The sequence below is a fragment of the Companilactobacillus mishanensis genome, assembly GCF_003946505.1.
Classification (GTDB): domain Bacteria; phylum Bacillota; class Bacilli; order Lactobacillales; family Lactobacillaceae; genus Companilactobacillus; species Companilactobacillus mishanensis.
The window spans coordinates 1-23,882 of record NZ_RHON01000009.1; the positions used below are offsets into that span (position 1 = coordinate 1).

Below are 23,882 nucleotides of genomic sequence, written 5' to 3' on the forward strand. Positions count from 1 at the left end.
AGTGGATCATATTTGGTCATAAAAAAATACCCCACAATTGTTAGAATTTTTGTCTAACAATTGTAGGGCACTCTATTCTCTCAACAGCTTTTTTAATTTAGTGTGTGTTATTTGTGTAATAAGTGGTGTTTAAACCATCTGTATTGTAGTCTGTGTCATCATCTTTTTTGAAAAATTTAGTATTCTTTTTGTTTAACTTGGTCTCGGTATTATTGATGGATTCAGTGGATAATCCCAGGGATGATCTCAATGTATCTGAGCCATCTTGTAAATTATTAGTGGGAGCAACTTGGTAGGAACTTCCATTGATCCATGCGGTTTTACCTTGTAGATGTCCAGTATCGAAATCAGTTGAAACACTATGATATTTCATAGGAATTTGTCTGATTTGTTTGTCAGTTAAATCTGTATTTACATCAACGCCAAGTTTCTTGATCAACGATGGTAATTTAAATAAGTATTCTGGAGTCTTCAGTTTTTTAACTACAGCCTTTAGAACTTGTTGTTGTCGCTGTTGTCTGCCGTAGTCACCGCGAGGGTCTTGATATCTCATCCGGGCGTAAGTTAAAGCTTGTTTACCGTTGATATGATGTTTTCCTTTGGGAATCGTGACTCCATCGAAACTAACTTTCATTGGTGAATCAACGTCGATTCCACCAACAAAATCAACAGTAGTTCTGATTGCGTTCATATCGACTGCCATGCTGTAATCGATCGGAACATTTAATAACTGACTGATCGATTCTTTTGCCATTGTACTTTTTCCGATGTTATAAGCAGCATTAATTTTTTGAACGTTCTTCTTTTTGTCGCCGACCATTTCTGCCAAAGTGTCTCGAGGGACAGAATACATTGTCGATTTATTGGTTTTGGGATTTATTGTGATAACGATGATCGTATCAGACATACCGCGATCGGTTCTACCATCAGCACCAGTATCCGCACCTAGTAGCAAAACAGAAAATGGTTTGCCATCTTGAATTTTGCTAGAAGTACTTTTTGAACTGGTATGAATGCCATCTAGTGCATTGTCTATACTTTTGTAGTAACTGAAACCTGCGATGACGGCAATTATAAGAATAATACCGACAGCAATCAAGATTCTTTTGACGTGCTTCATATATTCACAACTCCAAATTAGGTTTACTTAACTCTGAAGTTGTAATTATAGAATAAATTGTAAGTAAAAATCAAATTAGTATGTATTGTCTGAGTAATAAGTCAGATCCAAACCATCAGTATTGTAATTGGTATTGTTGGGTTCTGAGAAGAAATCTGAGTTCATTAAGTTTAATTTGGTTTCAGTATTATCAAGGTTAGCTTTAGGTAAATTTAGCGATACCCTCAATTTATTGGAAGTATTTTGTAAAACAGAAGTGGATGCGACTTGATAAGAACTGCCGTTTATCCAAGCAGTTTTTTCTTTCATCTGTTCTGACGAGACATTCTTGTCAGTACTGTGATATCGAATTGGAATCTCGGCAATTTGGGTACTTGTTAAATCAGTATTTACATCTGGTCCTAAAGATTTTAAGAGTTGTGGCAATCTAAATAGGTATTGGGGTTGTTTCAGATTACCGACGATTTGTTCGAGAATCTGTTGTTGGCGTAACTGTCTGCCGTAATCTCCGTTTGGATCTTGATATCTCATTCTTGAGTAAGTTAGAGCTTCGATACCGTTCAAATGTGATTTTCCTTTTGGAACAGTAATTCCATCGTAACTAACTTTCATATTAGAATTTACATCGATACCACCGACGAAATTGACAGTTTTTTCCAGTGCTTCCATATTTATGGCAACAGTGTAATCGACTGGCACGTTCAACAAATTACTAACAGTGTCTTTAGCAACAGGACTAGTTCCGATGTTGTAGGCAGCGTTAATTTTTTGAACATTAGGAGATTTTTGGTCAGCGATTTCAGCCATGGTGTCACGAGGTATTGAGCAAATTGATACTCTATCCTTATGTGGATTTACAGTTACCAACATGATGGTATCCGAGTTGCCACGATCGGTTCGACCGTCTGCACCAGTATCAGCGCCTAATAATAGGATGGAAAAAGGTTGGTCGGTATCAATTTTATTTGAAACACTTTCAGCACTGGTATTCATTGCACCCAAAGCATTTTCATTCATTCGATAGAATGCAAAGGCCACCAAGAGACAGAATCCAACAAACACTAATACAAACATTAAAAGAAACTTCAAGAATTTTTTCATGTAAGGCCTCAGAAAAATATTTCTGTGTTTCTGCGTTTTGGCATCATGATAAGCCCAAATAAAAACGACTTCAAATAATTTGAAGTCGTTTGTTTTAGTTATTTTCTTTTCTGGTAATTCCTAATTTAGCTTGGCATTCTGGACAAAGTCCGTAAACCTCCATATGATTACCTGAAATCATATATCCAGAAAGCTCAGCGGTTCTTTTTTCGAATTCTTTTTCGTCTTTTCCAAAGCCCTCATATGATACATCGACGATTTTTCCACAATTTGTACAAATTGCGTGATAGTGTGGCGTACCAAAGTAGTCATAATGTGTACTCCCATCACCGTTTTGCAATTCAATGACGAGTCCTCGTTCCACAAATGTGTTCAAAGTATTATATATGGTCGAAGCACCTAAATTGGGAAGGTCTTTACTTAAAGCATCATGTATCGTATCCACTGACGGATGGTTATGATGGCTTGCAAGATAGGTCAAAATAACGTGTCTTTGTGGAGTTACACGCAATTTATTATCCTTTAAAACTTGAAGCGTTTCATCCAATACAGCTTGATTAGCCATAAGCTTTCTTCCTTTCATATATTATTCTTCACTACTATTAAAACACCTTTCTAGGAATAAGTACAATCTAATTGTCTCTCCTATCTGTAAACGAATACATATACTATCATTAAATAAATTGCCGAATATTAGGCGTTTTGGGTTTACTTTTCAGCAGTATGGAACTATTATGTAATTGTTAGCAAATGAGAATTATTCCAATGTAAGACTCATTGTAATTGATTTAGCTCAAATACAACCTAACCAAAATCATTTATAGTTGTGATCAAAAGGAGCGAGAGAGATGCAAATTGCCAAGAAAAAACAAAGCTTAGCTGAAAAAATAAACGTCATGCGTGCCAGTGTCATGGGAGCTAATGATGGGATAATTTCAGTTGCCGGTATCGTCATTGGTGTTGCCGGTGCCACAAACAATAGTTATGCAATATTTCTAGCAGGAATTGCCGGTATGTTAGCCGGAACAATTTCTATGGCCATGGGTGAATGGGTCTCTGTTAGTACACAAAGAGATTCCGAACGCCGAGCTGTCGAGAAAGAGTCGATGGCCCTAGATGGACATTATGATGAAGAATTTAAATTTATAAAAAATAAATATCAGGATACTGGAATACCAGCAGCCTTAGCTGAAAAAGCTACCAAAGAAATGATGGCAGGGGATGCGATCGATACAGCTGTCAGAGAAAGATACGGTTTCAATCCCAAAGAAAAAACTAGCGCGATTGCTGCTGCATTAGCATCTATGATCTCGTTTCCTACAGGATCGATTTTGCCATTAGTTTCTATTACATTTTTCCCAGCTCATATCAAAATTATCGCCACAGTTGTTGCTGTTGTTATTGCATTGATAATTACAGGATATTCAGCTGCCGCCTTAGGTAACGCCAACAAGACAAAGGCAGTTTTCAGAAATGTCGTTTCTGGATTATTGACAATGTTAGTTACCTTCTTAATAGGTTCATTATTTGCACATTAAATTAACAAGTAGAAAGGGATAATGGTCGTGATGAAAGTTATGAGTATTCCAAAGCCTAAAAAACGCAAACAAACAATGGCCGAACGGTCAAATACATTACGTGCCGGAGTCTTAGGTTCAAACGATGGTATTTTAACTGTTGTTGGTGTCCTTTTCTCCGTTGCCGTTGCAACTACAAATCCATTTACGATTTTTATTGCAGGTCTATCGGATTTGATTGCATGTGCTTTTTCAATGGCATCAGGTGAATATGCTTCAGTTAGTTCACAAAAAGATACCGAAAAAGCTGTTGTCGAAACAGAAAGAGAATTGATCAAGACAGATTTCCAAAGTGAATTGGATGCAGTTGCTCAATTCTACATTGCACGTGGAGTTACTAAAGATACTTCATACCAAATTGCAGAGTCACTAATGAAGAAAGATGCATTAGGTACAGTCGTTAAAGTTAAATATGACCTAGAATTAGGACATTATATGAGTCCTTGGAATGCTGCATTTTCATCATTGATTGCTGCATCATTGGGTGGTATTTTCCCATTAGCCGCAATGACATTATTGCCTACAGGAATCCAATGGCCAGGAACAATTTTGGCAGTTACTTTGTCAGTTGCTTTGACCGGTTTCTTGAGTGCAAAATTAGGTGATGGCCTAGTTAAAACTGCTATTACTAGAAATGTAATCGTTGGTATCATCACGATGATCATTCACTATAGTGTTGGATTAATGCTTTAGAAAGATTCGGAGAGATCCGGATCTTTTTTTGTTGTAAACTGATTGTATAAGTAAACGTTTACAGGAGGAGCAAGATGAGAAAAATGGGGAATCCATTAATTTGGATAAGTATCGTCTTAATGTTGATATGTGGGATACAGTTTTTGACTACAACGAAGCCAGCAAAGGCGGAATTGCAACGTTCACAATATACAATGGTCGCACACGCCTACGATTGGGGACCAGCCATCGATCAAGTTGTCATTCGAGTTGGTACGCCGATGAAAGCTGAAAATCTTTCTAAAGATAGTTTCAAAGTTTCCAATAGCAATACTTATGTCGAAAGCACTCCAAGAGAGGTTACTAAGGCATTTTTATCAGATGCAAAAGGTAACCCAACAGATTCTGCCAGCAGTTTGTTTATAACTTTGGACATGACAGTTGGTCCAACCTTGAACGCTGCCCGTGCAGTTGCCTATCAAAATGATTCAGGATTAAGTATCAAGACAAAAATACAATTCGATATTCAACAGCAACAACCTTTATACACAGCACAAGGTGATAAAATTGAAAACTTGAATCCAGTCCAAGGACCGGCAGATCCACTGACGCCACAAGCCGACAAGTTTTCACCCGAGCGACAATTTACCTATCAAGATAAGCATTTTGGTGCTCAATATATGAATTACACTTCATTCTCACCAGCCAATAAACAGAAACATGCATTGGTAATTTGGTTGCATGGTGCCGGACAAGGCGGTCAAGATAATAATTTGGTCGGTTTGTATGGAACGAATTTAGTTGACCTTGCCACAAATAAATTTCAAAAGTATTTTGATGGTGGCTTCGATATTTTAGTTCCACAAGCTAGAACTTATTGGATGGATACTAATAAGACGACTGTCGGAAATGCTAATGTTCAAGGAGGACTTGGTGTTAAAGATACGACTTCAGAAGATGCTATCAAGCAGAATTCACGTTATGAAAATGCTGTTAAAGCACTTATCCAGTCATATTTAACAAGTCATCCTAACATTGATCGTGACCGGATTTATATTGGGGGATGTTCTAATGGTGGGTATTTAGCCATGAAAATGTTGATAGATGATCCTGATAAGTATTCCGCTGTATTTCCAATTTGTGAGGGATTATTGGATAAAAACGTCAGTGACGAGGATATCCAATCCATCAAAAATACACCAATTTGGTTTACACAATCAGCCAACGATCCAGTTTTGGATCCACAAATATATACAATTCCAACATACAAACGATTGATCGCCGCTGGTGCAAAAAATACGCACTTTACTTTGTTAAATGGTGTTTATGATAAGACTGGAAATTACAAAGACGATAACGGCCAACCACATGAATATAGTGGCCATTTCTCATGGTTAAATGTCCTAGACGATTATCCGGCAACTGAGTTTGATGGTACACAAACAAAGAATTCTGATGGGACCGATACGACGGTCTTTAGTTGGTTATCACAACAGAAGAAATCTACATCATGGAAGTAATTTAGTGTAAAATAGTAATATTAAATTATTTGGAGGAAAATATGAATTTTAAAATTTGGTGGGTTTTGACGATATTTTATATTGTTTTATTTTCTTCTATTGCTACTTGGCTTTTGGTTCGTCCAATTAGTGGTGTTACTGCTGCTGAGGTTTATCAGTTTAGGGCTTTTTCGTTGGCTATTATGGGTTTCTTTTTGACAATTGCTAGTGTTTCTCAGGTTTTGATTGCTTTTGGGTTGAGGGATAAGGCTCGAAAGAGCAAGACTTTGGAATAGAGGTATGATGCCGATTCCGGACTGAAATTGATTTTTTGGGCCGTGACGTGGTGGGCATCGCTTTGAGCTAATTGCAAAAAACGCAATCATCTCAAAGTCGAACCTTTCCCTAAGTGTACTTCGTACACCAATGGAAATATCACCACTTGGCCCAAAATCAATTTCAGTCCTCCATCTGGTGTGATCTAAGAATGCTTATTCTATCCCACAATTTATTTTATTTATTAGGGGACTGCTATATCCAGGATTACTTAAGTGATTTCTAAAAATTGAATTTAAGTTCAATGATCATATCTCTTTGTTTTTGGGGGATATGGCTTTTTTATTACAGTTATTATCCAAAAAAAATGATTGAAAACTATTATATAGTTTTCAATCACTTTTTTTAATATCCAGAAATTCAATATTCATGCATTTTCAGCAAAGTGTTAACTATTTGATCCTTGCTGAATCTAGATGGAGAAGGAAAAACGATTTGGCCTCAGTGGTGACTTTGTTGTTTGTGTACGAAGTACACTTACAACAAGACTCAGCTTTGAGATGATTGCGTACTTTGCAATTAGCTCAAAGTGGGTCCACCACGTTCCAGGCCGCAAAATCGTTTTTTCTTCGCAATCGGCATTCATTACGACAACAACAAATCTGTTAACGACTGCGCGTCTATTTTACCTAAGTTAGACTCTAAATCTACTTTGCTTAAAGCGGCATTAAGCCCGTTATTGGTAAACTCAGCACCTATCAAGGCTTTCTCAATCAATCCAATGTCACCACCGGTAATAAAGTCACCATAAATCTTTACATCGGAAATTTTATTATCTTTTAGAGAGAAGTTGAATGCTACGGTACCGATATCGAAATGTTTTGAAACGTAGTTGGTGAATCCGGGATTCTCACCGTAATTCCAGGCATCGGTATCATATTTACCTTGTAAACGTGAGTCGATTATTTCCCAATCATGATCGTTTAGAGTATATGTTTCGATGTCTTCTAACTTGTCGGCTTTGAAGATTCGTTTCAATAGCTCGATCTTAAATTGATCAGCGGTCATGCTCTTGAATGGCTCGTCAAGGTAGTCTTTGATATTTGTAATACGTTTATTAACTGATTTAACACCTTTTGACTCTAGTTTGTCTTGTTCAGGTGTAAGTACATCATTTGCGGTTTCCATGCTCAAATCGAACATTAGGGTACCACCGGCTGCATATGAATGGCCTACTTTGAACATGGTCATTCCGGAAAACTTTTTATCATCAACGACGATATCATTACGTCCACGCATCTCAACGCCGGTTGCTCCCATATCGTGCAATGCATCAACGATTGGTTTGGCAAAGTATTCATAGTCACCGAAATGGTCATCGTTATCGATTACGATATTTTCGAAAACCAAGTTTCCAAAGTCATGATAAACTGCACCACCACCGGAAGTACGACGTACTAATTGAATATTATTTTTCTTCAAGTATGGGAAATTCACTTCGGCGTATGCGTTTTGATGAACTCCGACGATAACTGATGGATTGTTGATATACATGATCAATCCATGCCCAGGTAGTTTCAGATCATTAACCAGATAATTGTCTAAGGATTGATTAACAATTGCGTTATAAACGGGTTTACCATTTCTAGATGTATCTATGAAAAACATAAAACCACTCTCCCTTTAAAATGTCTTGGTGATAATTGTAAGCCTTATCATCACAAAACCAAAGGGATAACTATATTATGGTTGCAATCCTTTAACAACGAATTCAATCGTGTGATCCATCTCTAGATCTTCGTCCCATTTTAGAGATTCAAAAATGAAGTAATGCTCAGCTAGATAGCCAAATAATGTGGCAAAAATAAATCTGAATATTTCACTATTTGTCCAATCGACAATCATTTTTCTTTTCTTAAAACTGTTCACTTGGTCATTGAAACTCTTCATATATTGGTAGGGGATAGCTTTGATCATCTTGTCCCTTATTTTCAAATCGTAAACGAATTCGTCGACGAATATTTTTAGTGCGTTGACGTTTTCTTTGAAAAACATATTTCTGTTTTTGAGAATGGACGAGACAAAGTCTGTCAAAGTATCATAATTTGTCTGCAATGTTTCCTCAGTAAATTCGTTTACAACTTTTGGAAGGATATTTCGTAAAAAAGGATTGAGGATAGAAAACAACAGATCTTCTTTATTCTTGAACTTTTTAAAAATACTTCCTTCAGAAACTCCGGCGTTGGTGGCAATTTCTTTTGTGCTGCTATTGGCATAACCATTTTTTGCAAATAATTCGATAGCTGATTTAAAAATTTTAAGTTGTTTGTCGGTTAAGCCGTCAGTTTCAGGTGAGTCCGCGTAGATACTAATTATATCGTGCATATTTGACACCTCTTTATTGGATAATACTAGTTTATATCAAAAAAGGACAAATAGCTCATGCCATTTGCCCCTTAATTAAATAATGTCTTAATAATGTTATGCCTGGTGAGTAGAATGATTTGCTCCACGGTATCCATAGTAAAATTGGATAATTGCTACGATGATATTAGCATAGTTAAGAACATTGAACCATGTATCGATACCAGCTGTTCTTGTAGCACCGAAGTATACCCAGAAACCAACGATGATAGCAACAACATTGATCCATGCAAATGTCTTCTCCATATTTGCATTGTCAGTTACGAACCACATCCAAATAACGTTAACGATGAACCAAACTGCTAAAATCCAAAACATTGCTGTAAACATAATGATCAACCCCTTATCTAAAATTTTAAGAATTATGTTGCAAGTGAGTACTTACTATCTCATCTGCACCTTTATAATAGCACCATTAGAATTAGTGTCAACTATTTCTGTTAAAATAAATCAAAATATTTATATACACATGATTAATATTTGAACTGAATAGGATTTGACCCAATATTAGTACATTTATCGAACGATATTTGAATTAATTATATTCAAAATATTGAAATTTAAATTATACAATTCTGAGTGTTTTGTTATGTAAAATCTGAAGGTTGGGGGTATAATTATTTTTGTAAAGGCTTTCAAAATCTTCAATTTCAAAAGGAGTTCTTAATATGTCACAAAAAGTAGCACTAATAACAGGAGCAGCACAAGGTATCGGTAAAGCAATCGCAGAAAGACTATCAAAGGATGGATTTGCAATCGCAGTCGCCGATTTTAATCTTGAAGGTGCTCAAAAAACAGCCGATGAATTGAATAAAACAGGTAAAGCAATTGCTGTAAAAGTTGATGTATCAGATAGAGACCAAGTATTTGCAGCAGTTCAAAAGACAGTTGATGAATTAGGTGATTTCAACGTTATCGTCAACAACGCCGGATTAGGACCAACAACACCAATTGACACAATCACACCAGAACAATTTACAAAAGTTTATGCAGTTAATGTTGGAAGTGTACTTTGGGGCATTCAAGCCGCCCACAAGGCATTTAAAGATTTAGGACATGGTGGAAAAATCATCAACGCTTCATCACAAGCAGGACAAGTAGGTAATCCAAACTTGGCATTGTATAGTGGTACAAAATTTGCCATCAGAGGAATTACACAAACAGCTGCTCGTGATCTAGCCAAAGAAGGCATCAATGTAAACGCCTATTGCCCAGGAATCGTAAAGACACCAATGATGATGGATATAGCCCATCAAGTAGGACAAGAAAACGGCAAATCAGACGAATGGGGAATGGAAACATTCTCGAAAGACATCGCACTAGGACGCCTATCAGAACCAGAAGACGTAGCGAATTGTGTAGCATATCTAGCAGGGCCAGACTCAGATTATATGACCGGACAAGCATTGATTATTGATGGAGGAATGGTGTTTAATTAAAAAAGAGCCAAAATTCAAACGCACTTAAACACGGAGCACAAGACGACCATAGCGGAGAGGGTGCGTAACACCCCGCAGCTCTGGGCGACTTGTGTGCAGTGTTTAGTTTGAATTTTAGCGTTTCAGCTATAAAGCATAGAAGCATATTGAACGAAAACTAACGGAAGAACCGTAACACCCCCGCAGCTTTGTCCAGCGTACAAGCTTCACTTAGATTTATTTTAAAAACCACAGAATCACAATATTTAAAAATCAAATAAAGAGCTAGGGCACTTCATTTGTCCAAGCTCTTTTTGTATAACCAAGTGAACCACCTAAATCAAAACTAAAAATTTTGCTACAATAAATACGAGGTGAACTAAACATGACAAGATTGGAACAAGTACTAGTAGTAATGGATATGCAAGAGGGTTACTCAGACTGCTATGAATTCGATGAATTGGTAGAAAAAATCAATGACCGTATTTCCGAATACCGAGAAGAAGGCCATCCAATTATTTTTATCCAAAACGTCGACAAGGGCACTCCAGAGGGCAGTAAAGAGTGGAAAATTGCCAAAAAGTTAGATTATCAATCTGGTGACATGACGGTTCAAAAACATCACCTTAATGCTTTTTACCGCACTGAACTAAATGATTTGTTATCTGATAATGATTTGGAACAATTAGAAATTTGTGGTGTGGAAACTGAATATTGTTGTAACGCCACTATCACGATGGCTCATGGCCTTGGTTATCAAGTTGAAATGATTCCCGGTATGACAACAACTGAGGACAACGAACAAATGACTGCCCAGGAGACAATCGACTTTTATGAAAATATATGGGGCAATCATTTCTTGAGATTTATTTAATTAAATTTGTTAAAAAAATATATGTTATGAGCATATTCTAACTATTATGCCTTATCGGGACTATAATAAACATTGGAGGGGTCTGGTTTGAGGTCTTTCTTAGTTCAATGAAAGGTAGCGAAAATATGCAGGGATATAAAAATTCAGCGGATTTGATTGAAAATCTAAAGACGAGTTACCAAAAATTCATTGACGAGTATGAGGGCATAACGGATAACGTGGCGGATGACAAGATCGAACAAGTAGATAAAACACCTCGTGAGATGCTTTCGTATCAAGTCGGGTGGATTCATATGATTCTCGCTTGGGAACGTGCAGAGGAAAGTGGTAAAGAAATTACTACCCCAACGCCTGGTTACAAGTGGGATCAAATGCGACAACTTTATGAAGACTTTAACGTGAAGTATGGTTCTAAGGGTCTTCAAAATGAAGAACAAGAGTTACATGATCTCGTGCGGGAACTCGTGGAATGGGTAGATAAAATGCCCGAGGATGAGCTTCTCAAGCCGGGTCAACGTAAATGGGCGACAACTAAAGCAATGTGGCCGGTAGCAAAATGGATCAGAATAAATGCCATTTCACCGTTCACTAATTACAGTCGTCAGGTTAGAAAATGGAAGAACTTTACCTTACGTCAATCGCACGCAAGCTAAAGCATAGAAAAACACCGTTAGAAAATATGTGTAAGATTTTTTTGCACATTATTTTTTTCTAACGGTGTTTTTTTTATTTGTTGATTCGTTTGTAGTTTGAATCGAAATATTTACCAGCACGGATATCATCTGGCATTTCTTTATAAGGGGCTTCACTGATAACATCTTCGTTATCTTGGCCAGCGTCACCCATATATGTGATATTTGCGAATTCAGGTACAACTAATTTTGGATAAGTTTCATATTTTTCACGCGATTCTTCCATCAAATCGATATGTTCATTTTGATATGTGACAGTGATTTCTGGATGTTCTTCGACCCACTTGGGGAAGAAGATTGTACCATGGATTTTGTTTTCGTTTGGAAGAAAGTCCAATGCTACATCGGTACCAGTTGGTTCGGTCCAAGAAATCTTGTAGATACCTTCTGTCAGCATAATGATGTTGGCTTCTTGATCAGTCACCCAACGGCCAGCAACCATGCCTCCATGGATACGATAATCTACGGTATGGTCATTTTTAGCGTACCACTCGTATTCCCAACCGTTGTCATATGTATAAATAAAATGTGTGCCTAAGAAATCATCCAATGTTTTGAAAGTTTTGTGTGCCATTTAAATTACCTCTATCAAGTTATTATGAACATGTAAATAAATACATGTTTTTGTTTACTTGATTAATGTATACTCAAGTCAGTTAACTGTCAAGGGAGAAATTTATTATGGCTCAGAAAAATAGACTACAGTATATCGTTTTAGGACTTTTAAATATTGAGTCTAGAACTGGTTATGATCTGACAAAAGCTTTTGATTCAGATATTGGGGAGTTCTGGTCTGCTAATCATAGTCAAATATATCCATTGCTGAAGAAGATGGAACAAGAGAATTTGATTTCCCATCATGAAGTTCAAGTTGGCACAAAACTAGTTAAGAAGAGCTACGATATCATGTCTGATGGTAAAAAGATATTTAACGATTGGTTAGAAGAACCGTCGGAAATTGATTCTAGCCATGATGAATTTATTTTGAAATTATATTTTATCGATGATAAGAAGCCTGAGTTGTTGGAAAAGATGGTGGCAGAACAGTTGTCAGCTCGGAGCGATAAACTGGAACACTTAAATCAACAGATGCGAGATAAGTTTCCAGATCAAGATAAACGTCAAACCCAATATGGACATTATTGTGTCCTCAAACATGCTATATCAAGAGAAACAGACTACATTGAATGGTTAAAGACAATATAAAAAGAGCTATAAATCAATTAAGATTTATAGCTCTTTTTTTAAGTCGGAATAATATCAATCAAGAAGTAACCAATCATTCCTAGGATTATCAATAAAGTAAAGTTGATAGCTGAGAATGACAATAGATATTTTCCAGTATTTTCTTTGAAATAGAATCTATATTGCTTGAATGCCAATAAGTTGGCAAGTGAGGCGATAACTGTACCAAGTCCACCAATGTTTGTACCAAGGAAAATGGCATGGACGTAAGTCGAAAATTTCGACATTAAGATGGTTGTTGGAACGTTACTGATAAATTGACTGGTTACGATTGAAGCTAAGTAAGTACCTGTCTTTGTTTGAATCAATCCTGATAGGTGATTGACGATTGTTGGATCACGATTGATATTTCCAACCGCGATGAAGAAACACATGAATATCAGGACGATTGAGTAATCCACAACTTGCAATATTTTTGGATTGATGAAGACGACTAACAATAGTGCGGCAACTAATGAACCCCACATTGGGATAACTGAGAAGATTCCCAAGAAGATAACGATTGTTACCATTAATGTCAGTGTCAAACTTGGGACGTTCAATTCAACTGAAGGTAATTGAGTTAATTTAATTTTATTTTTGGGGAAGAAGCGTGTAACAATAAAAATTGCAATAAAGTTAATAATTGTTATTGGTGTCGACATCACGAAGAATTGATTGATATCAAGGTTGAAGTGGGTCAACAGGAATAAGTTATGGGTATTACCAAACGGAGTGAAGATACTTCCTAAGTTCGCTGCCAAAGCAATGATAATAACCGGATATATTGGATTGATCTTCAAATTCTTGGTAATTTTGTAGAACAATGGAACTAGCGTTAGGATCGTGACATCGTTGGTCAAAAACATTGCCCCAAAGAATGCCAAACTCGCTAGCATGAAAATCAATTGTCGTGTAGTTTTTGCCTGCCTAGTAAGATAGGCGGCGTAGTATTTAAGTAAATCTAGGTAGTCGTAAATCTGAATAATGATCATCATGGAGAGCAAAGAAGTGATTGTTTTCCAGTTGATATCCGTTAATTGCGGCGGACTGATAAAAGATGTGATGATTGCTGCAGCACCAGCAATCCACAGCACCCTGTCTGAGAATACTCGTTTTAACACATTCATAGATGTTCTTCCCCTAAGAAATATACCCAAGTAATATATAAGTTATGTTTACAAATAAAAAAATCATTTATATCTATTATACATAATGATAATGGTTTAGTTTTATAAAAATATGCTCAATAATTCCTCATACATTGTGAACTTCCGCAAACATAGAATCAATATATGATTAGCCAATAATATAAAATTTTATAAAAGTATACAAAAAGAGTTTCCCATTATATAAATCAGGAAACTCAATCTGTTATTTACTTTCGTCTTTTGTTACTAGTTCTTGTCCACGTAAGTTCCAAGTTACTGCGAATAGTGCTGCAGCAATTAGACATGACGCAAAGATTGTCATGAATCCGGCAGTCCAGCCCATGTGGTCCACGATAACACCCATGATGGCGTTAGCAGCAACTGAACCGAAGAGGTAACCGAATAATCCGGTCAATCCCGCGGCGGTACCAGCGGCTTTCTTAGGAACAGAATCAAGAGCTTGGAGTCCGATCAACATAACAGGCCCATAAATCAAGAAACCGATCATGAACAATGAAATATTGATCATAACTAAGTTTGTAGCTTTCCAGTACATGATAACGAAGATACTAACAACTATCATGAAACAGAAGCCAGCAGGTCCACGACGACCATGGAATAGTTTATCTGATACCCAACCAGCAAAGATTGTTCCTGGAATACCAGCTAATTCGTAAATCATGTATGAATTTGAAGAACCTGCCAATGAGATATGTCTCATTTCAGTTAAGAAAGCAGGTGCCCAGTTTTCAACACCATAACGTACGAAGTATACGAAGATGTTGGCACAGGCGATGATCCAAACCCATTTGTTATTTAAAACATGTTGGAACAGGATCTCTTTTGCAGAAAGTTCAGTTTCAAACATTTCATGTTCTTCGTTTGGGAAATCATCCTTATATTCTTCAATAGGTGGTAAACCTTGAGATTCAGGTGTATCACGAATCAAGAAGTAAGCAACGATGGCAACGACAATACCAACGATAGCAGGAATGATAAATGCACCAGTATATGACTTCATACCTGTAACGTGTGCAGCGAAGAAGGCAATACCACCGGCAGCTAGTGGGGCCATTAAGCCACCACCAACGTTATGGGCAACGTTCCAGACAGATGTCCAGCCACCACGTTCGGAAACTGAATACCAGTGAGTTAGAACACGTCCTGAAGGTGGCCAACCCATACCTTCAAACCAACCAATTAAGAATAGCAAGATGAACATTGCTGTAATTGATTGAGTCAGAGCAGGGATAAATCCAAACATCAAGTTAATAATTGCTGTAAGGATCAATCCAAGTGGTAAAAATATTCGAGCATTACTACGGTCAGAAATTATCCCACTAAAGAATTTACTGAAACCGTATGCGATAGAGACAGCAGAAAAGGCTACCCCTAATTGTGTTTTGGAAAATCCTTCGTCAACTAACTTAGGAATTACCAATGAGAAATTATTCCTTAATAAATAGTAACCAGCGTATCCAATGAAGATACCTAAGAAAACTTGCCAACGTAATTTCTTGTACGTTGGGTCAACTTTATCTTTGGGTACCATCTTTTTGGCAGTTGGTGGTGTCAAAAAGTTCATGTTGTTCCCCCCTATAAATAGATGCATAAAGTATTTAGTACGCTTTCAAAAGAAAGTAACCGTTTTCAGTCTGACCATAGATGATCACATTGTCAAGGAAAATTACAAAAATATGTTACATTTTGTAATTCTACTCATATTCTTTAATATTAATAATCAAATTTTGCAATAATAACCATATTAATATATTTATGAAGAAATTTTCGAAAATATTACTTTTCAATGTAAATTTAAAAATGTAATTGGTATAATTGAGCCACCAGATAAAAGAGGGGGATAAGGTTATGATAAATAAACTTACAATCGTATTTGTATTAGTTTCCATGATTTTTTCAATCATTGAAATGACTGTTGATCCCGGGTTTTATGTTGGTCGTATTTTCTTAGGACTTTCAGTATTTTCACTGATTTGCATGTCCATTGAATTTATTCACGATCAATGGCGTTTAGTTCCAGAAAAAATTAAAAAGTAACAAATGTTGATTCACGTGTAATTAAAAAGAATCCTCTTAGAGTTGACGGATGGAATTAGTAATTTCATCATCATACTTAAGAGGATTTTTATTTTTTTAGAGTGGGGTGAAAGCAGTGAAAAAAATTGTAACAGGTATCGTAGCTCATGTAGATGCTGGTAAAACAACACTTTCAGAGGCACTACTTTATCAGACCGGTGCTCTGAGACAGCTTGGAAGAGTTGATAATGGCGATGCCTTTTTGGATCCTGATAGTTTGGAGAAGAAACGTGGAATCACGATTTTCTCTCATCAAGCAAAAGTTCAATCAGATAATCTGTCATTGACCCTGTTGGATACCCCAGGACATGTGGATTTTGCATCTCAAACTGAACAAGTTTTGAGCGTGTTAGATTACGCCATTTTAGTCGTTTCGGCCACTGATGGTGTGCAGGGATATACCAGAACTTTATGGCACCTGCTGGAACATTATAAAATACCAGTATTTATTTTTATTAATAAGATGGATGCCGTTGGTGCTGACAAGGACACAGTTTTGACTCAATTAAAAGAATCCTTGTCCGATGGCTGTATTGCGTTTGATAATCCAGATATGTCTGAAGAAATTGCCATGCAAGACGATGATGTTTTAGAGAAGTATTTAGATTCTGGTGACTTAGAAGAGTCAACTATTCAACAGATGATCAAACAACGAGAAGTATTTCCTTGCTATTTCGGGTCCGCACTCAAACTAGAAGGTGTCGATGAATTGTTAGCCGGTATCAACAAGTGGACGATTGAAAGTAATTATCCTGAAAAGTTTTCTGCCAAGGTATTTAAAATTTCTCACGATGATAAAGGTGAGAGGCTGACTTGGATACGCGTTACCGGTGGTGAGCTCAAAACTAAAGCCGTTATTTTAGACGAACAAAAAGTTAATCAATTAAGAGTTTACAATGGTGCAAAATTCGATGCAGTTCAGTCTGTATCCTCGGGGGATGTTTGCGCTATTCCAGGTTTTGTCGAGACAAGTCCGGGACAAGGTATCGGAGATCAGCCTGATGAAGGTAATCCGACTATCCAACCAGTTCTGAATTATGCAGTGGATCCCAATGGCAATGATATCCATAATTGCCTTGTAGCGTTACGGGAATTGGAAGATGAGGATCCTCAATTACACGTGACTTGGTCGAGCCATTTACAAGAGATCCGCGTTCAGATCATGGGTGAAGTCCAATTAGAAATTTTGCAACAAATGTTAGCAGACAGATTTGATTTGGAGGTTCACTTTGGTGAGGGCAGCATCTTGTATAAAGAAACAATTTCTCAGGCTGTCGAAGGAGTTGGACATTTTGAGCCGCTGAGACATTATTCAGAAGTTCATTTATTGATTAAACCTTTACCCCGAGATAGTGGATTAGTGATCAATTCCAAATGTAGCTTGGAAATATTAAGTCGGAATTGGCAACATCAAGTATTAACTAATTTAAAAGCTAAGGAAGAACTAGGAGTCCTTATCGGTGCACCAATCACTGACATGGAAATATCTTTAGTTAGTGGTAAATCAAGTAATGTCCATTCGGTCGGCGGAGATTTCCGCGAGGCCACTTGGCGTGCAGTCAGACAAGGACTGATGATGCTACTTGAGCAAAAGCAATGTCAATTGTTAGAACCTTGGTATAGTTTCAGATTGGAAGTTCCACAAGACCAAGTCGGTCGCGCCATGAATGACATCCAGAGAATGAATGGTAATTTTGATACACCAGAAAATGGTACCGAAATGGCGACAATAACAGGATTTGCTCCGGTATCTGAAATGCAAGATTATACCAAACAAGTCAACGCTTATACACATGGTCAAGGAAATTTGGAGTGTCTGATCGATGGATATCGACCTTGCCATAATGCTGATGAAATTATTTCCGAGCATGATTATCAACCAGTGTCAGATTTGGAAAATACTCCGGATTCTGTCTTCTGTGCGCATGGTGCCGGATATCCAGTGCCCTGGAATGAAGTTCCCGAAATGGCTCACGTCCCTTATGTATATTTAAATAAATGAGACGATATATTAATTGTGACTGATTATTGATATGCTTGTATTACGTTATGTCTATAGGGGAGATACGCAATATGAACAAAGTAGAGAAATTACCAGCTGATATAAAAAAGATTTGGCGATTGAATGCCTATTTTGATTTCTTCATCTTATTTGTAGTTTCAGCAGCATTTTATATTTGGAAAATATTAGCACCAAAGAATATGCAGCCAGTGCTATTTAGAATTTCACTGATTATCTTGGCAATCGCTATTGTCATTTTTATTATTGAATTAGCGCTAGTTCAATATCGCTGGAACTTTTGGACATTCTACATTGATGAACGACAAGTTGAGTTACATCACGGATACTTTTTCAGAAAGCAAATTGTTATTCCGATAGCTCGAGTTCAAAATGTTACTTTGAAGCAGGGTCCAATTTTACGTTTGAAAGATTTACATAAAGTTATTGTTGTGACAGCTGCTGGTTCAGATGAAATCTCAGGCTTGAAAACTAGTCAGGCAAATGACTTAAAAGAGTTGATCATGAAGCTCGCAAAGGAGGCCAGAAATGACCTCTAAACCAAAGCATTTACATTTTGCGGCGTTACTATTTTTCTTATACGACATGATCAAAAATGCCCTGATACCATTTATTGCCGGTGTATTTGGAGCAATGGCAGGTGGAGCAAAAAAATATATGTTTTGGGTAATTCTTGCAGGAGTTCTGCTGATATTAGGTGCCACGTTATTAAAATATGTTTATTATACTTATCAATTGTTAGACGACGAAATAGTTGTTAAATATGGTTGGATCGTTAAAAAAGTCAATCATGTTCCATATGATCGAATTCAGAACGTCACTACTAATCAGTGGTTTTTCCTTAAACCATTTGGATTAGAAGAATTAGAGATTGAAACAGCTGGTCGTTCTGATGGACCAGAAGTAAAACTGCGAGCCGTTCCAGATAGTTTAAAACAAGAAATAAATGATCTGAGGAAATCACGCCCAGTTGAAGTTGAAGAGACAGTTTCTGATATCAAAGAAGTTGAGCCATCAAGTAATGCCAATACCTATATGATTTCTTGGCATGACCTGTTGAAGTTTTCGTTTACCTCACCGGCATTTTTAACAGGTTTTCTAGTGGTACTTGGGTTGTATGGAAAAGTTAGCAACTCAATCAATAAATCAGTCTATGATGGAGTTGCTAAACAGGCTTCACATTTGGGCGTATTGTTAATAGTCGCCTTAATCGTAGTAGTTTTAATTTTATTTTATCTAGGTGCTACCTTAGTTTTGATAGCACAGTATTATCATTTTAAATTGACCGAGGAAAATGGTCAGTTCGTGATGGAACGTGGCTTTTTTCAGAAGAAAGTTACCACGATCACCATGGACCGTGTTCAAGCAGTCATGGTCAAACAAACCTGGTTGAGAAGTTTTCTTCATATTGTGACTGTGCAACTTGTTATCGTCTCGAATTCTAAAAAAGATGACTCTGAGAAAGATATTATTGTCATGCCGGTGATTGTAGAAGGACAGGTCAATGATTTTATTCGCCAGTTTTTCCCTAAGGTCCCAGTTGATATTATTGAATCAAATACTCCAGTCAAACGGACAATGTATTACGATTTGAGAAATGCTACTTATTTTGCACTGATAACAGCTGCAATAATTATTTCAGCTTTCCATTCGATTGTTTGGTTGGCAGTAGTGCTGATTATTCTTGAGTTGTTATTCTGGTATCCACCTGCATTTCTGAGAGCAAAACGGGATCATGTTCAAGTTTTGAATGATGATTTCTTGATGATTCGGGTTAACAAGATTTTAACTAAACAGACTTATTTTGTTCCTCGAGAAAGCATTCAGATTATTGAAAAGCAACAGAGTGTTTGGCTGGAGAAGAAGCATTTTGCTCATTTGACGGTTAATTGTCGTTCTGGTAATTCCAAACGTGAGATTAAGGTTCGGTATCAGCGTGAGGAAGAGGTTTTGAATGCTTTTGATTGGTATAAGGGTTTGGTTCCGACTCCGAAATAAAATTGATTTTACGGCTGGAACGTAGGTGACACCGTTTGAAGCTTTTCCAAATTCAGGAAAATCTTCAAATCGGGTCTTGTTCTAATCCTCGTTCCTCGGCAAAGAACAATTTACCTACTTAGCCGAAATCAATTTTATTTCTACGTCTAAATAGAGTCAGACTCATTTATAACTTTTTGTATTTTGTTTCGTCACAAATGACTGTTATAGGGGATGTTAACTGTGGTTGAGGCTGTAAAACGTATTTTGTATTATTTCTTTATGGAACTTATGATTTTTGGAGTGATATATGGATTCCTGGGATTCTATAAAATTCTTTCTTTTAATATTAATTGGATTTTTCTTTTTGTATGTTTACTTATCGTCTTCCTTGTACAATACATTTACTTCATTTTAAAATTTCATCGTTCTAGATAATTTATTTTAATTTCTTAAATCAAATGAAAAAAAGGCATCTGAAAACTTTATTGTTTTCAGATACCTTTTATTTTTTTCCATGACTTAATTCTATCAATCCAAAATCTGCTATTAATGATGATTCTTTTATGTTGAATGCCACTACGGTTAGGGTTGATAGTATTGCTGAAATTATTAAAATTGCAAAATATTGCATGGATCAGAACGGCCACCAATCACGGTTGTAATATACCGATTCATTCTTCTTTGTGGCCTATGGCCAACTTGATTTTACTTATATATGGGAGGAATAAGTAACTAATCGAATCCATTGAATAACTTTAGAACTCGAAAATAGCGATTATTGCTGAAACATCATTTTCTCTGAATAATTTCAAAATTTAGGATAATAATTTCTTGGGTGTCAATCACCCATATCAGTTCCGTAAGGAACTTTGTTGACAAAATATTTAAATGAGATTTTTGATTAACTAAATGTAATTTCTTTCCTTTCTAACTGAAAATATATTTGCCATGCGTTTTAGTGTATCAATAATTAGTTTTGAAATCCCTATTAAGACGGCTTTTCGACATTGTTATTTGACTTAAAAATATACAAACAAAAAAATAGTCTCCCTTATGGAAGGCTATTATTATATTTTATAAATCACCATCGGCAATTTTTTCTAGAATTGATTTTGAAGGTATGAAGAACAATGTTCCTGAAACTGGAGTACTGAAATCTAATAGTCGGTCACTTTGTGTGAACATATTGATCAACATCGTGTTTGTGATGCTGAAGCTCTTTGAATAACCGATAAAGTAAGTACCAGTTTCGTTTTCTGAAGGATTTGAGAATGGCACGTTCATACGAACGATTTTGTGCTCAACACCATTTTCCTCATCTTTAGCAGCAATGTTATGAGCATTTGGAGATTTTTCGTCTTCTTCAAGCTCACGGTCGGAAAACTTTCTACGTCCGATTGTTTTTTCTTGTTCTTCAGTTGAAAGACTCTTCCAAGCGTCCATGTTATGGATATATTTTTGGGCAAAGGCATATGAACCATTTGCGAATTCTTTGTCATCCTGATCATCGATCAATGTGTAATCCATTGACTCGATTGCAGCTGGGTTCTCAGTACCATCAATGAATCCAACGATTGAACGTCCTTCGAAGTATCTGAATCCATGAGTTTCATCTTCAACTGTCGTGATTGGACGAAGTATTTCCATAAATTGATCCATTAATTCATAACAGACAGATTCTCTTTGTGCACGAACATGGAAGAATAAGTCTCCTGGTGTCGATACAGCAGTATATTTAGGTCCCTTGACTTCACGAAATGGTTCCAATTCCTTTGGCTTGTTAGCATTTGGAAATAGATAATCCCAAGCATCAGAGCCAAATCCCCAAGCAACACGCACATGATCTTCAGGGTAACGAATATTCATACTATTTATAATTGAATTTGAAAGATCGGCAAATGAAGCAATAACTTCTCGATCATTTTTTTGGTCCTCGTGTTTAAGTAGAAGAGTTGAGAAAATAATACTTTCACCAGCGTCTTTATAAACATCTTGGGCATCCTTGATATTAATTGACATAAATTAGACCTCCGTGTATTTAGTTTCTACCATCAAGTCTACTATACAATATTTAATGAAAATATTGATTTTTATATAGCTTATTTATTGATTTTGAATAAAAAATGCACAATAATTAGGCAACAAGTAGTGTGATTGAAAGGATGAATAATATGTGTACAAGTCTAAGTTATGAGGCCCTTGATGGATCAAAATTTTTAGCCAGAACGATGGACTTTTCTTTCGTGTTAAATGGTAATCCAACTTTCTTACCAAGAAATTATAAATGGATCAATTCATTAGATGGAAAAACTGAAACAGCAAAATATGCAATCATTGGTACCGGAGCAAAATATGGAAATAATTATATGGTAGCTGATGGTTTCAACGAATACGGATTAGCAACTGCAGAATTGTACTTTGCAAACGAAGCAGTTTATGATCAAGCACCAGTTGATGGCGCTGTTAACGTTGTTGGTGAAGAATTTATTCTTTGGCTATTAGGAAACAATAAGTCGATCGATGAAGTTCGCGAAAATATCAAGAATGTTCATATCGTTGAATCAGATAAAGGTGTTATGGGAAAGAATCAACCCCTACACTGGATTTTAACTGATGCAACAGGCAAAACATTCGTAATAGAACCACGTGGAAACGGATTAGTTTTAGAAGAAGATCCAGTAAATGTAATGACAAACACACCAGATTTAGATTGGCATATAACAAACCTTTCTAACTATTTAGGAATTCAAAAAGAGACATTTAATTCAAAAATGTACGGAACAAAAGAAGTAATTCCATTAGGATTCAACGGACTAGCAAGACAACCAGGTGGATATTCAGCCGTAGATAGATTCATTAGAACAGTTTTCAACAGACAAAACATGAGCCAAGCAAAAGATTCAACAGAAGCCGTAAATACAATTTTGCACATGTTAGATGGAGTAACAATACCTTATGGAATCAATACCAGAGATGGTGGAGATCCAGATTTCACACAATATCAAATGGTAATGGATGTGACAAATAAAGCTGCATACTTCGTACCATATGCAAATAGAACAGTCTTCAAAGTCACAATGACAGACGAATTGTTGGAAAAACAAACAGAACCAAAAGAGTTCGTTGTAGGCGCAACACAGGAGTTTAGTGCGTTAAATTAGAGAGAGTGTAGAAGCACGGGTTGCTCTCGTTCATAACAGTGAAAATGGGCATGATTCGCGAACCTTGCGGATCCTGCCCGTTTTTGCGGTTATGTTGAGAGAGCAGTGCTTCGGAACTCGTTTTGATTAGAGAGCGGAAGAACACGTTCAGTTTCCGGTCATAACACAGAAAATCTCATGATTGCAAAGCAATCCTGGGATTTTTTGCGTTATGTGTAGGAAGCTGTGTTCTGTAGCTCGTTTCGGCTATAAAAAAGTAAAACTAAGGAATAAAAAATCAAAGCCCAAAACAAACACTATAAGAAACCCACCATCAACACTGCTATACTAATCATAAACACCAACCAACCAAGGACAAAAAAATGGACAAACTAAAAAAGATATTAATGATCGCACTAATAATAGTAATAATCTACATATTAATAGTCCTATTTGTTGCCTTATACAGAACTTTTTACATAAAAAATCGAAAATCATTCCCAAAAAATTTTAAAGATTCACTGATCAGTGTCTTTTGGGATATCTTAAGCTATATAACCTAGCCGTATTCAGTCACACCTTCGAGTAAGCAAATCTCGAAGGTGTTTTTTATTTCG

General features: G+C 36.5%; 23 protein-coding genes. 13 read left to right on the forward strand and 10 right to left on the reverse strand.

The genetic code is table 11. The features are described from left to right. Window positions 1–97: 97 nt before the first annotated feature. From EKM63_RS09425 to EKM63_RS09435, 3 genes are all read right to left on the reverse strand, one after another. Window positions 98–1,120 (reverse strand): LCP family protein, encoded by a 1,023-nt coding sequence (locus EKM63_RS09425; protein ID WP_125706013.1) that lies wholly within the window; start codon window positions 1,118–1,120, stop codon window positions 98–100. 75 nt (window positions 1,121–1,195) lie between these two features. After that, complete coding sequence (locus EKM63_RS09430) at window positions 1,196–2,221, reverse strand: LCP family protein (protein ID WP_225418292.1); 1,026 nt, start codon at window positions 2,219–2,221, stop codon at window positions 1,196–1,198. A gap of 94 nt (window positions 2,222–2,315) precedes the next feature. Then, window positions 2,316–2,786, reverse strand: a complete 471-nt coding sequence (locus EKM63_RS09435) for a Fur family transcriptional regulator (protein ID WP_125706015.1) — start codon at window positions 2,784–2,786, stop codon at window positions 2,316–2,318. A gap of 283 nt (window positions 2,787–3,069) precedes the next feature. Between EKM63_RS09435 and EKM63_RS09440 the strand changes: the two genes are divergently transcribed. From EKM63_RS09440 to EKM63_RS09455, 4 genes are all read left to right on the forward strand, one after another. After that, window positions 3,070–3,759: a VIT1/CCC1 transporter family protein gene (locus EKM63_RS09440; RefSeq protein WP_125706017.1), complete on the forward strand. Its 690-nt coding sequence runs from the start codon at window positions 3,070–3,072 to the stop codon at window positions 3,757–3,759. A 30-nt stretch (window positions 3,760–3,789) separates the two neighbouring features. Beyond that, window positions 3,790–4,491 (forward strand): VIT1/CCC1 transporter family protein, encoded by a 702-nt coding sequence (locus EKM63_RS09445; protein ID WP_125706150.1) that lies wholly within the window; start codon window positions 3,790–3,792, stop codon window positions 4,489–4,491. A gap of 74 nt (window positions 4,492–4,565) precedes the next feature. Then, entirely contained in the window at window positions 4,566–5,990 is a 1,425-nt protein-coding gene (locus tag EKM63_RS09450) for a prolyl oligopeptidase family serine peptidase (RefSeq protein WP_125706019.1), read from the forward strand. Window positions 5,991–6,031: 41 nt separating this feature from the next. Further along, a complete protein-coding gene (locus EKM63_RS09455) occupies window positions 6,032–6,265 on the forward strand; it encodes a hypothetical protein (RefSeq protein ID WP_125706021.1) in 234 nt (77 codons plus the stop codon). 625 nt (window positions 6,266–6,890) lie between these two features. Here the strand turns inward: EKM63_RS09455 and EKM63_RS09460 are convergent. The 3 genes from EKM63_RS09460 to EKM63_RS09470 form a co-directional block, all read right to left on the reverse strand. Continuing rightward, a complete protein-coding gene (locus EKM63_RS09460) occupies window positions 6,891–7,913 on the reverse strand; it encodes a lipoate--protein ligase (protein WP_125706023.1) in 1,023 nt (340 codons plus the stop codon). A 75-nt stretch (window positions 7,914–7,988) separates the two neighbouring features. Further along, window positions 7,989–8,630, reverse strand: a complete 642-nt coding sequence (locus tag EKM63_RS09465) for a TetR/AcrR family transcriptional regulator (RefSeq protein WP_125706025.1) — start codon at window positions 8,628–8,630, stop codon at window positions 7,989–7,991. Window positions 8,631–8,726: 96 nt separating this feature from the next. Then, on the reverse strand, window positions 8,727–8,999 hold the full coding sequence (locus EKM63_RS09470; RefSeq protein WP_125706026.1) for a hypothetical protein: 273 nt from the start codon (window positions 8,997–8,999) through the stop codon (window positions 8,727–8,729). 338 nt (window positions 9,000–9,337) lie between these two features. On the opposite strand from EKM63_RS09470, the gene EKM63_RS09475 reads away from it, so the two are divergent. From EKM63_RS09475 to EKM63_RS09485, 3 genes are all read left to right on the forward strand, one after another. Next, window positions 9,338–10,108: a (S)-acetoin forming diacetyl reductase gene (locus EKM63_RS09475; protein ID WP_125706028.1), complete on the forward strand. Its 771-nt coding sequence runs from the start codon at window positions 9,338–9,340 to the stop codon at window positions 10,106–10,108. A gap of 364 nt (window positions 10,109–10,472) precedes the next feature. Continuing rightward, window positions 10,473–10,961, forward strand: a complete 489-nt coding sequence (locus EKM63_RS09480) for a cysteine hydrolase family protein (protein WP_125706030.1) — start codon at window positions 10,473–10,475, stop codon at window positions 10,959–10,961. 107 nt (window positions 10,962–11,068) lie between these two features. Then, entirely contained in the window at window positions 11,069–11,614 is a 546-nt protein-coding gene (locus EKM63_RS09485; RefSeq protein WP_125706032.1) for a ClbS/DfsB family four-helix bundle protein, read from the forward strand. Between the two features lie 73 nt (window positions 11,615–11,687). On the opposite strand, the gene EKM63_RS09490 is transcribed toward EKM63_RS09485, so the two are convergent. Then, window positions 11,688–12,227 (reverse strand): phenolic acid decarboxylase, encoded by a 540-nt coding sequence (locus EKM63_RS09490; protein ID WP_125706034.1) that lies wholly within the window; start codon window positions 12,225–12,227, stop codon window positions 11,688–11,690. Window positions 12,228–12,334: 107 nt separating this feature from the next. Here EKM63_RS09490 and EKM63_RS09495 point away from each other — a divergent pair, with 107 nt between their 5' ends. Next, complete coding sequence (locus tag EKM63_RS09495; RefSeq protein ID WP_125706036.1) at window positions 12,335–12,859, forward strand: PadR family transcriptional regulator; 525 nt, start codon at window positions 12,335–12,337, stop codon at window positions 12,857–12,859. 38 nt (window positions 12,860–12,897) lie between these two features. Here EKM63_RS09495 and EKM63_RS09500 read toward each other — a convergent pair whose 3' ends face one another. Together EKM63_RS09500 and pgtP are read right to left on the reverse strand one after the other, a co-directional pair. Beyond that, a complete protein-coding gene (locus EKM63_RS09500; RefSeq protein ID WP_125706038.1) occupies window positions 12,898–14,007 on the reverse strand; it encodes an ArsB/NhaD family transporter in 1,110 nt (369 codons plus the stop codon). A 244-nt stretch (window positions 14,008–14,251) separates the two neighbouring features. Further along, window positions 14,252–15,613 carry a phosphoglycerate transporter protein PgtP gene (pgtP, locus tag EKM63_RS09505; RefSeq protein WP_125706040.1) on the reverse strand — a complete coding sequence of 454 codons (1,362 nt, stop codon included), beginning with the start codon at window positions 15,611–15,613 and terminating at the stop codon, window positions 14,252–14,254. A 284-nt stretch (window positions 15,614–15,897) separates the two neighbouring features. Here pgtP and EKM63_RS09510 point away from each other — a divergent pair, with 284 nt between their 5' ends. The 4 genes from EKM63_RS09510 (at window position 15,898) to EKM63_RS09525 (ending at window position 20,143) form a co-directional block, all read left to right on the forward strand. Further along, the gene (locus EKM63_RS09510; RefSeq protein WP_125706042.1) at window positions 15,898–16,086 is read left to right on the forward strand and encodes a hypothetical protein; all 189 of its coding nucleotides are present in this window, start codon (window positions 15,898–15,900) and stop codon (window positions 16,084–16,086) included. 115 nt (window positions 16,087–16,201) lie between these two features. After that, the gene (locus EKM63_RS09515; protein ID WP_125706044.1) at window positions 16,202–18,127 is read left to right on the forward strand and encodes an elongation factor G; all 1,926 of its coding nucleotides are present in this window, start codon (window positions 16,202–16,204) and stop codon (window positions 18,125–18,127) included. Between the two features lie 71 nt (window positions 18,128–18,198). After that, window positions 18,199–18,684, forward strand: a complete 486-nt coding sequence (locus EKM63_RS09520; protein WP_125706047.1) for a PH domain-containing protein — start codon at window positions 18,199–18,201, stop codon at window positions 18,682–18,684. Then, a complete protein-coding gene (locus tag EKM63_RS09525; RefSeq protein WP_125706049.1) occupies window positions 18,674–20,143 on the forward strand; it encodes a PH domain-containing protein in 1,470 nt (489 codons plus the stop codon). Before EKM63_RS09520 ends, EKM63_RS09525 begins: the two co-directional genes overlap by 11 nt. Window positions 20,144–21,199: 1,056 nt before the next feature. On the opposite strand, the gene EKM63_RS09530 is transcribed toward EKM63_RS09525, so the two are convergent. Then, window positions 21,200–22,144: a Dyp-type peroxidase gene (locus EKM63_RS09530; RefSeq protein WP_125706051.1), complete on the reverse strand. Its 945-nt coding sequence runs from the start codon at window positions 22,142–22,144 to the stop codon at window positions 21,200–21,202. A gap of 152 nt (window positions 22,145–22,296) precedes the next feature. Between EKM63_RS09530 and EKM63_RS09535 the strand changes: the two genes are divergently transcribed. Next, complete coding sequence (locus tag EKM63_RS09535; protein ID WP_125706053.1) at window positions 22,297–23,286, forward strand: choloylglycine hydrolase family protein; 990 nt, start codon at window positions 22,297–22,299, stop codon at window positions 23,284–23,286. Window positions 23,287–23,882: the final 596 nt, after the last annotated feature.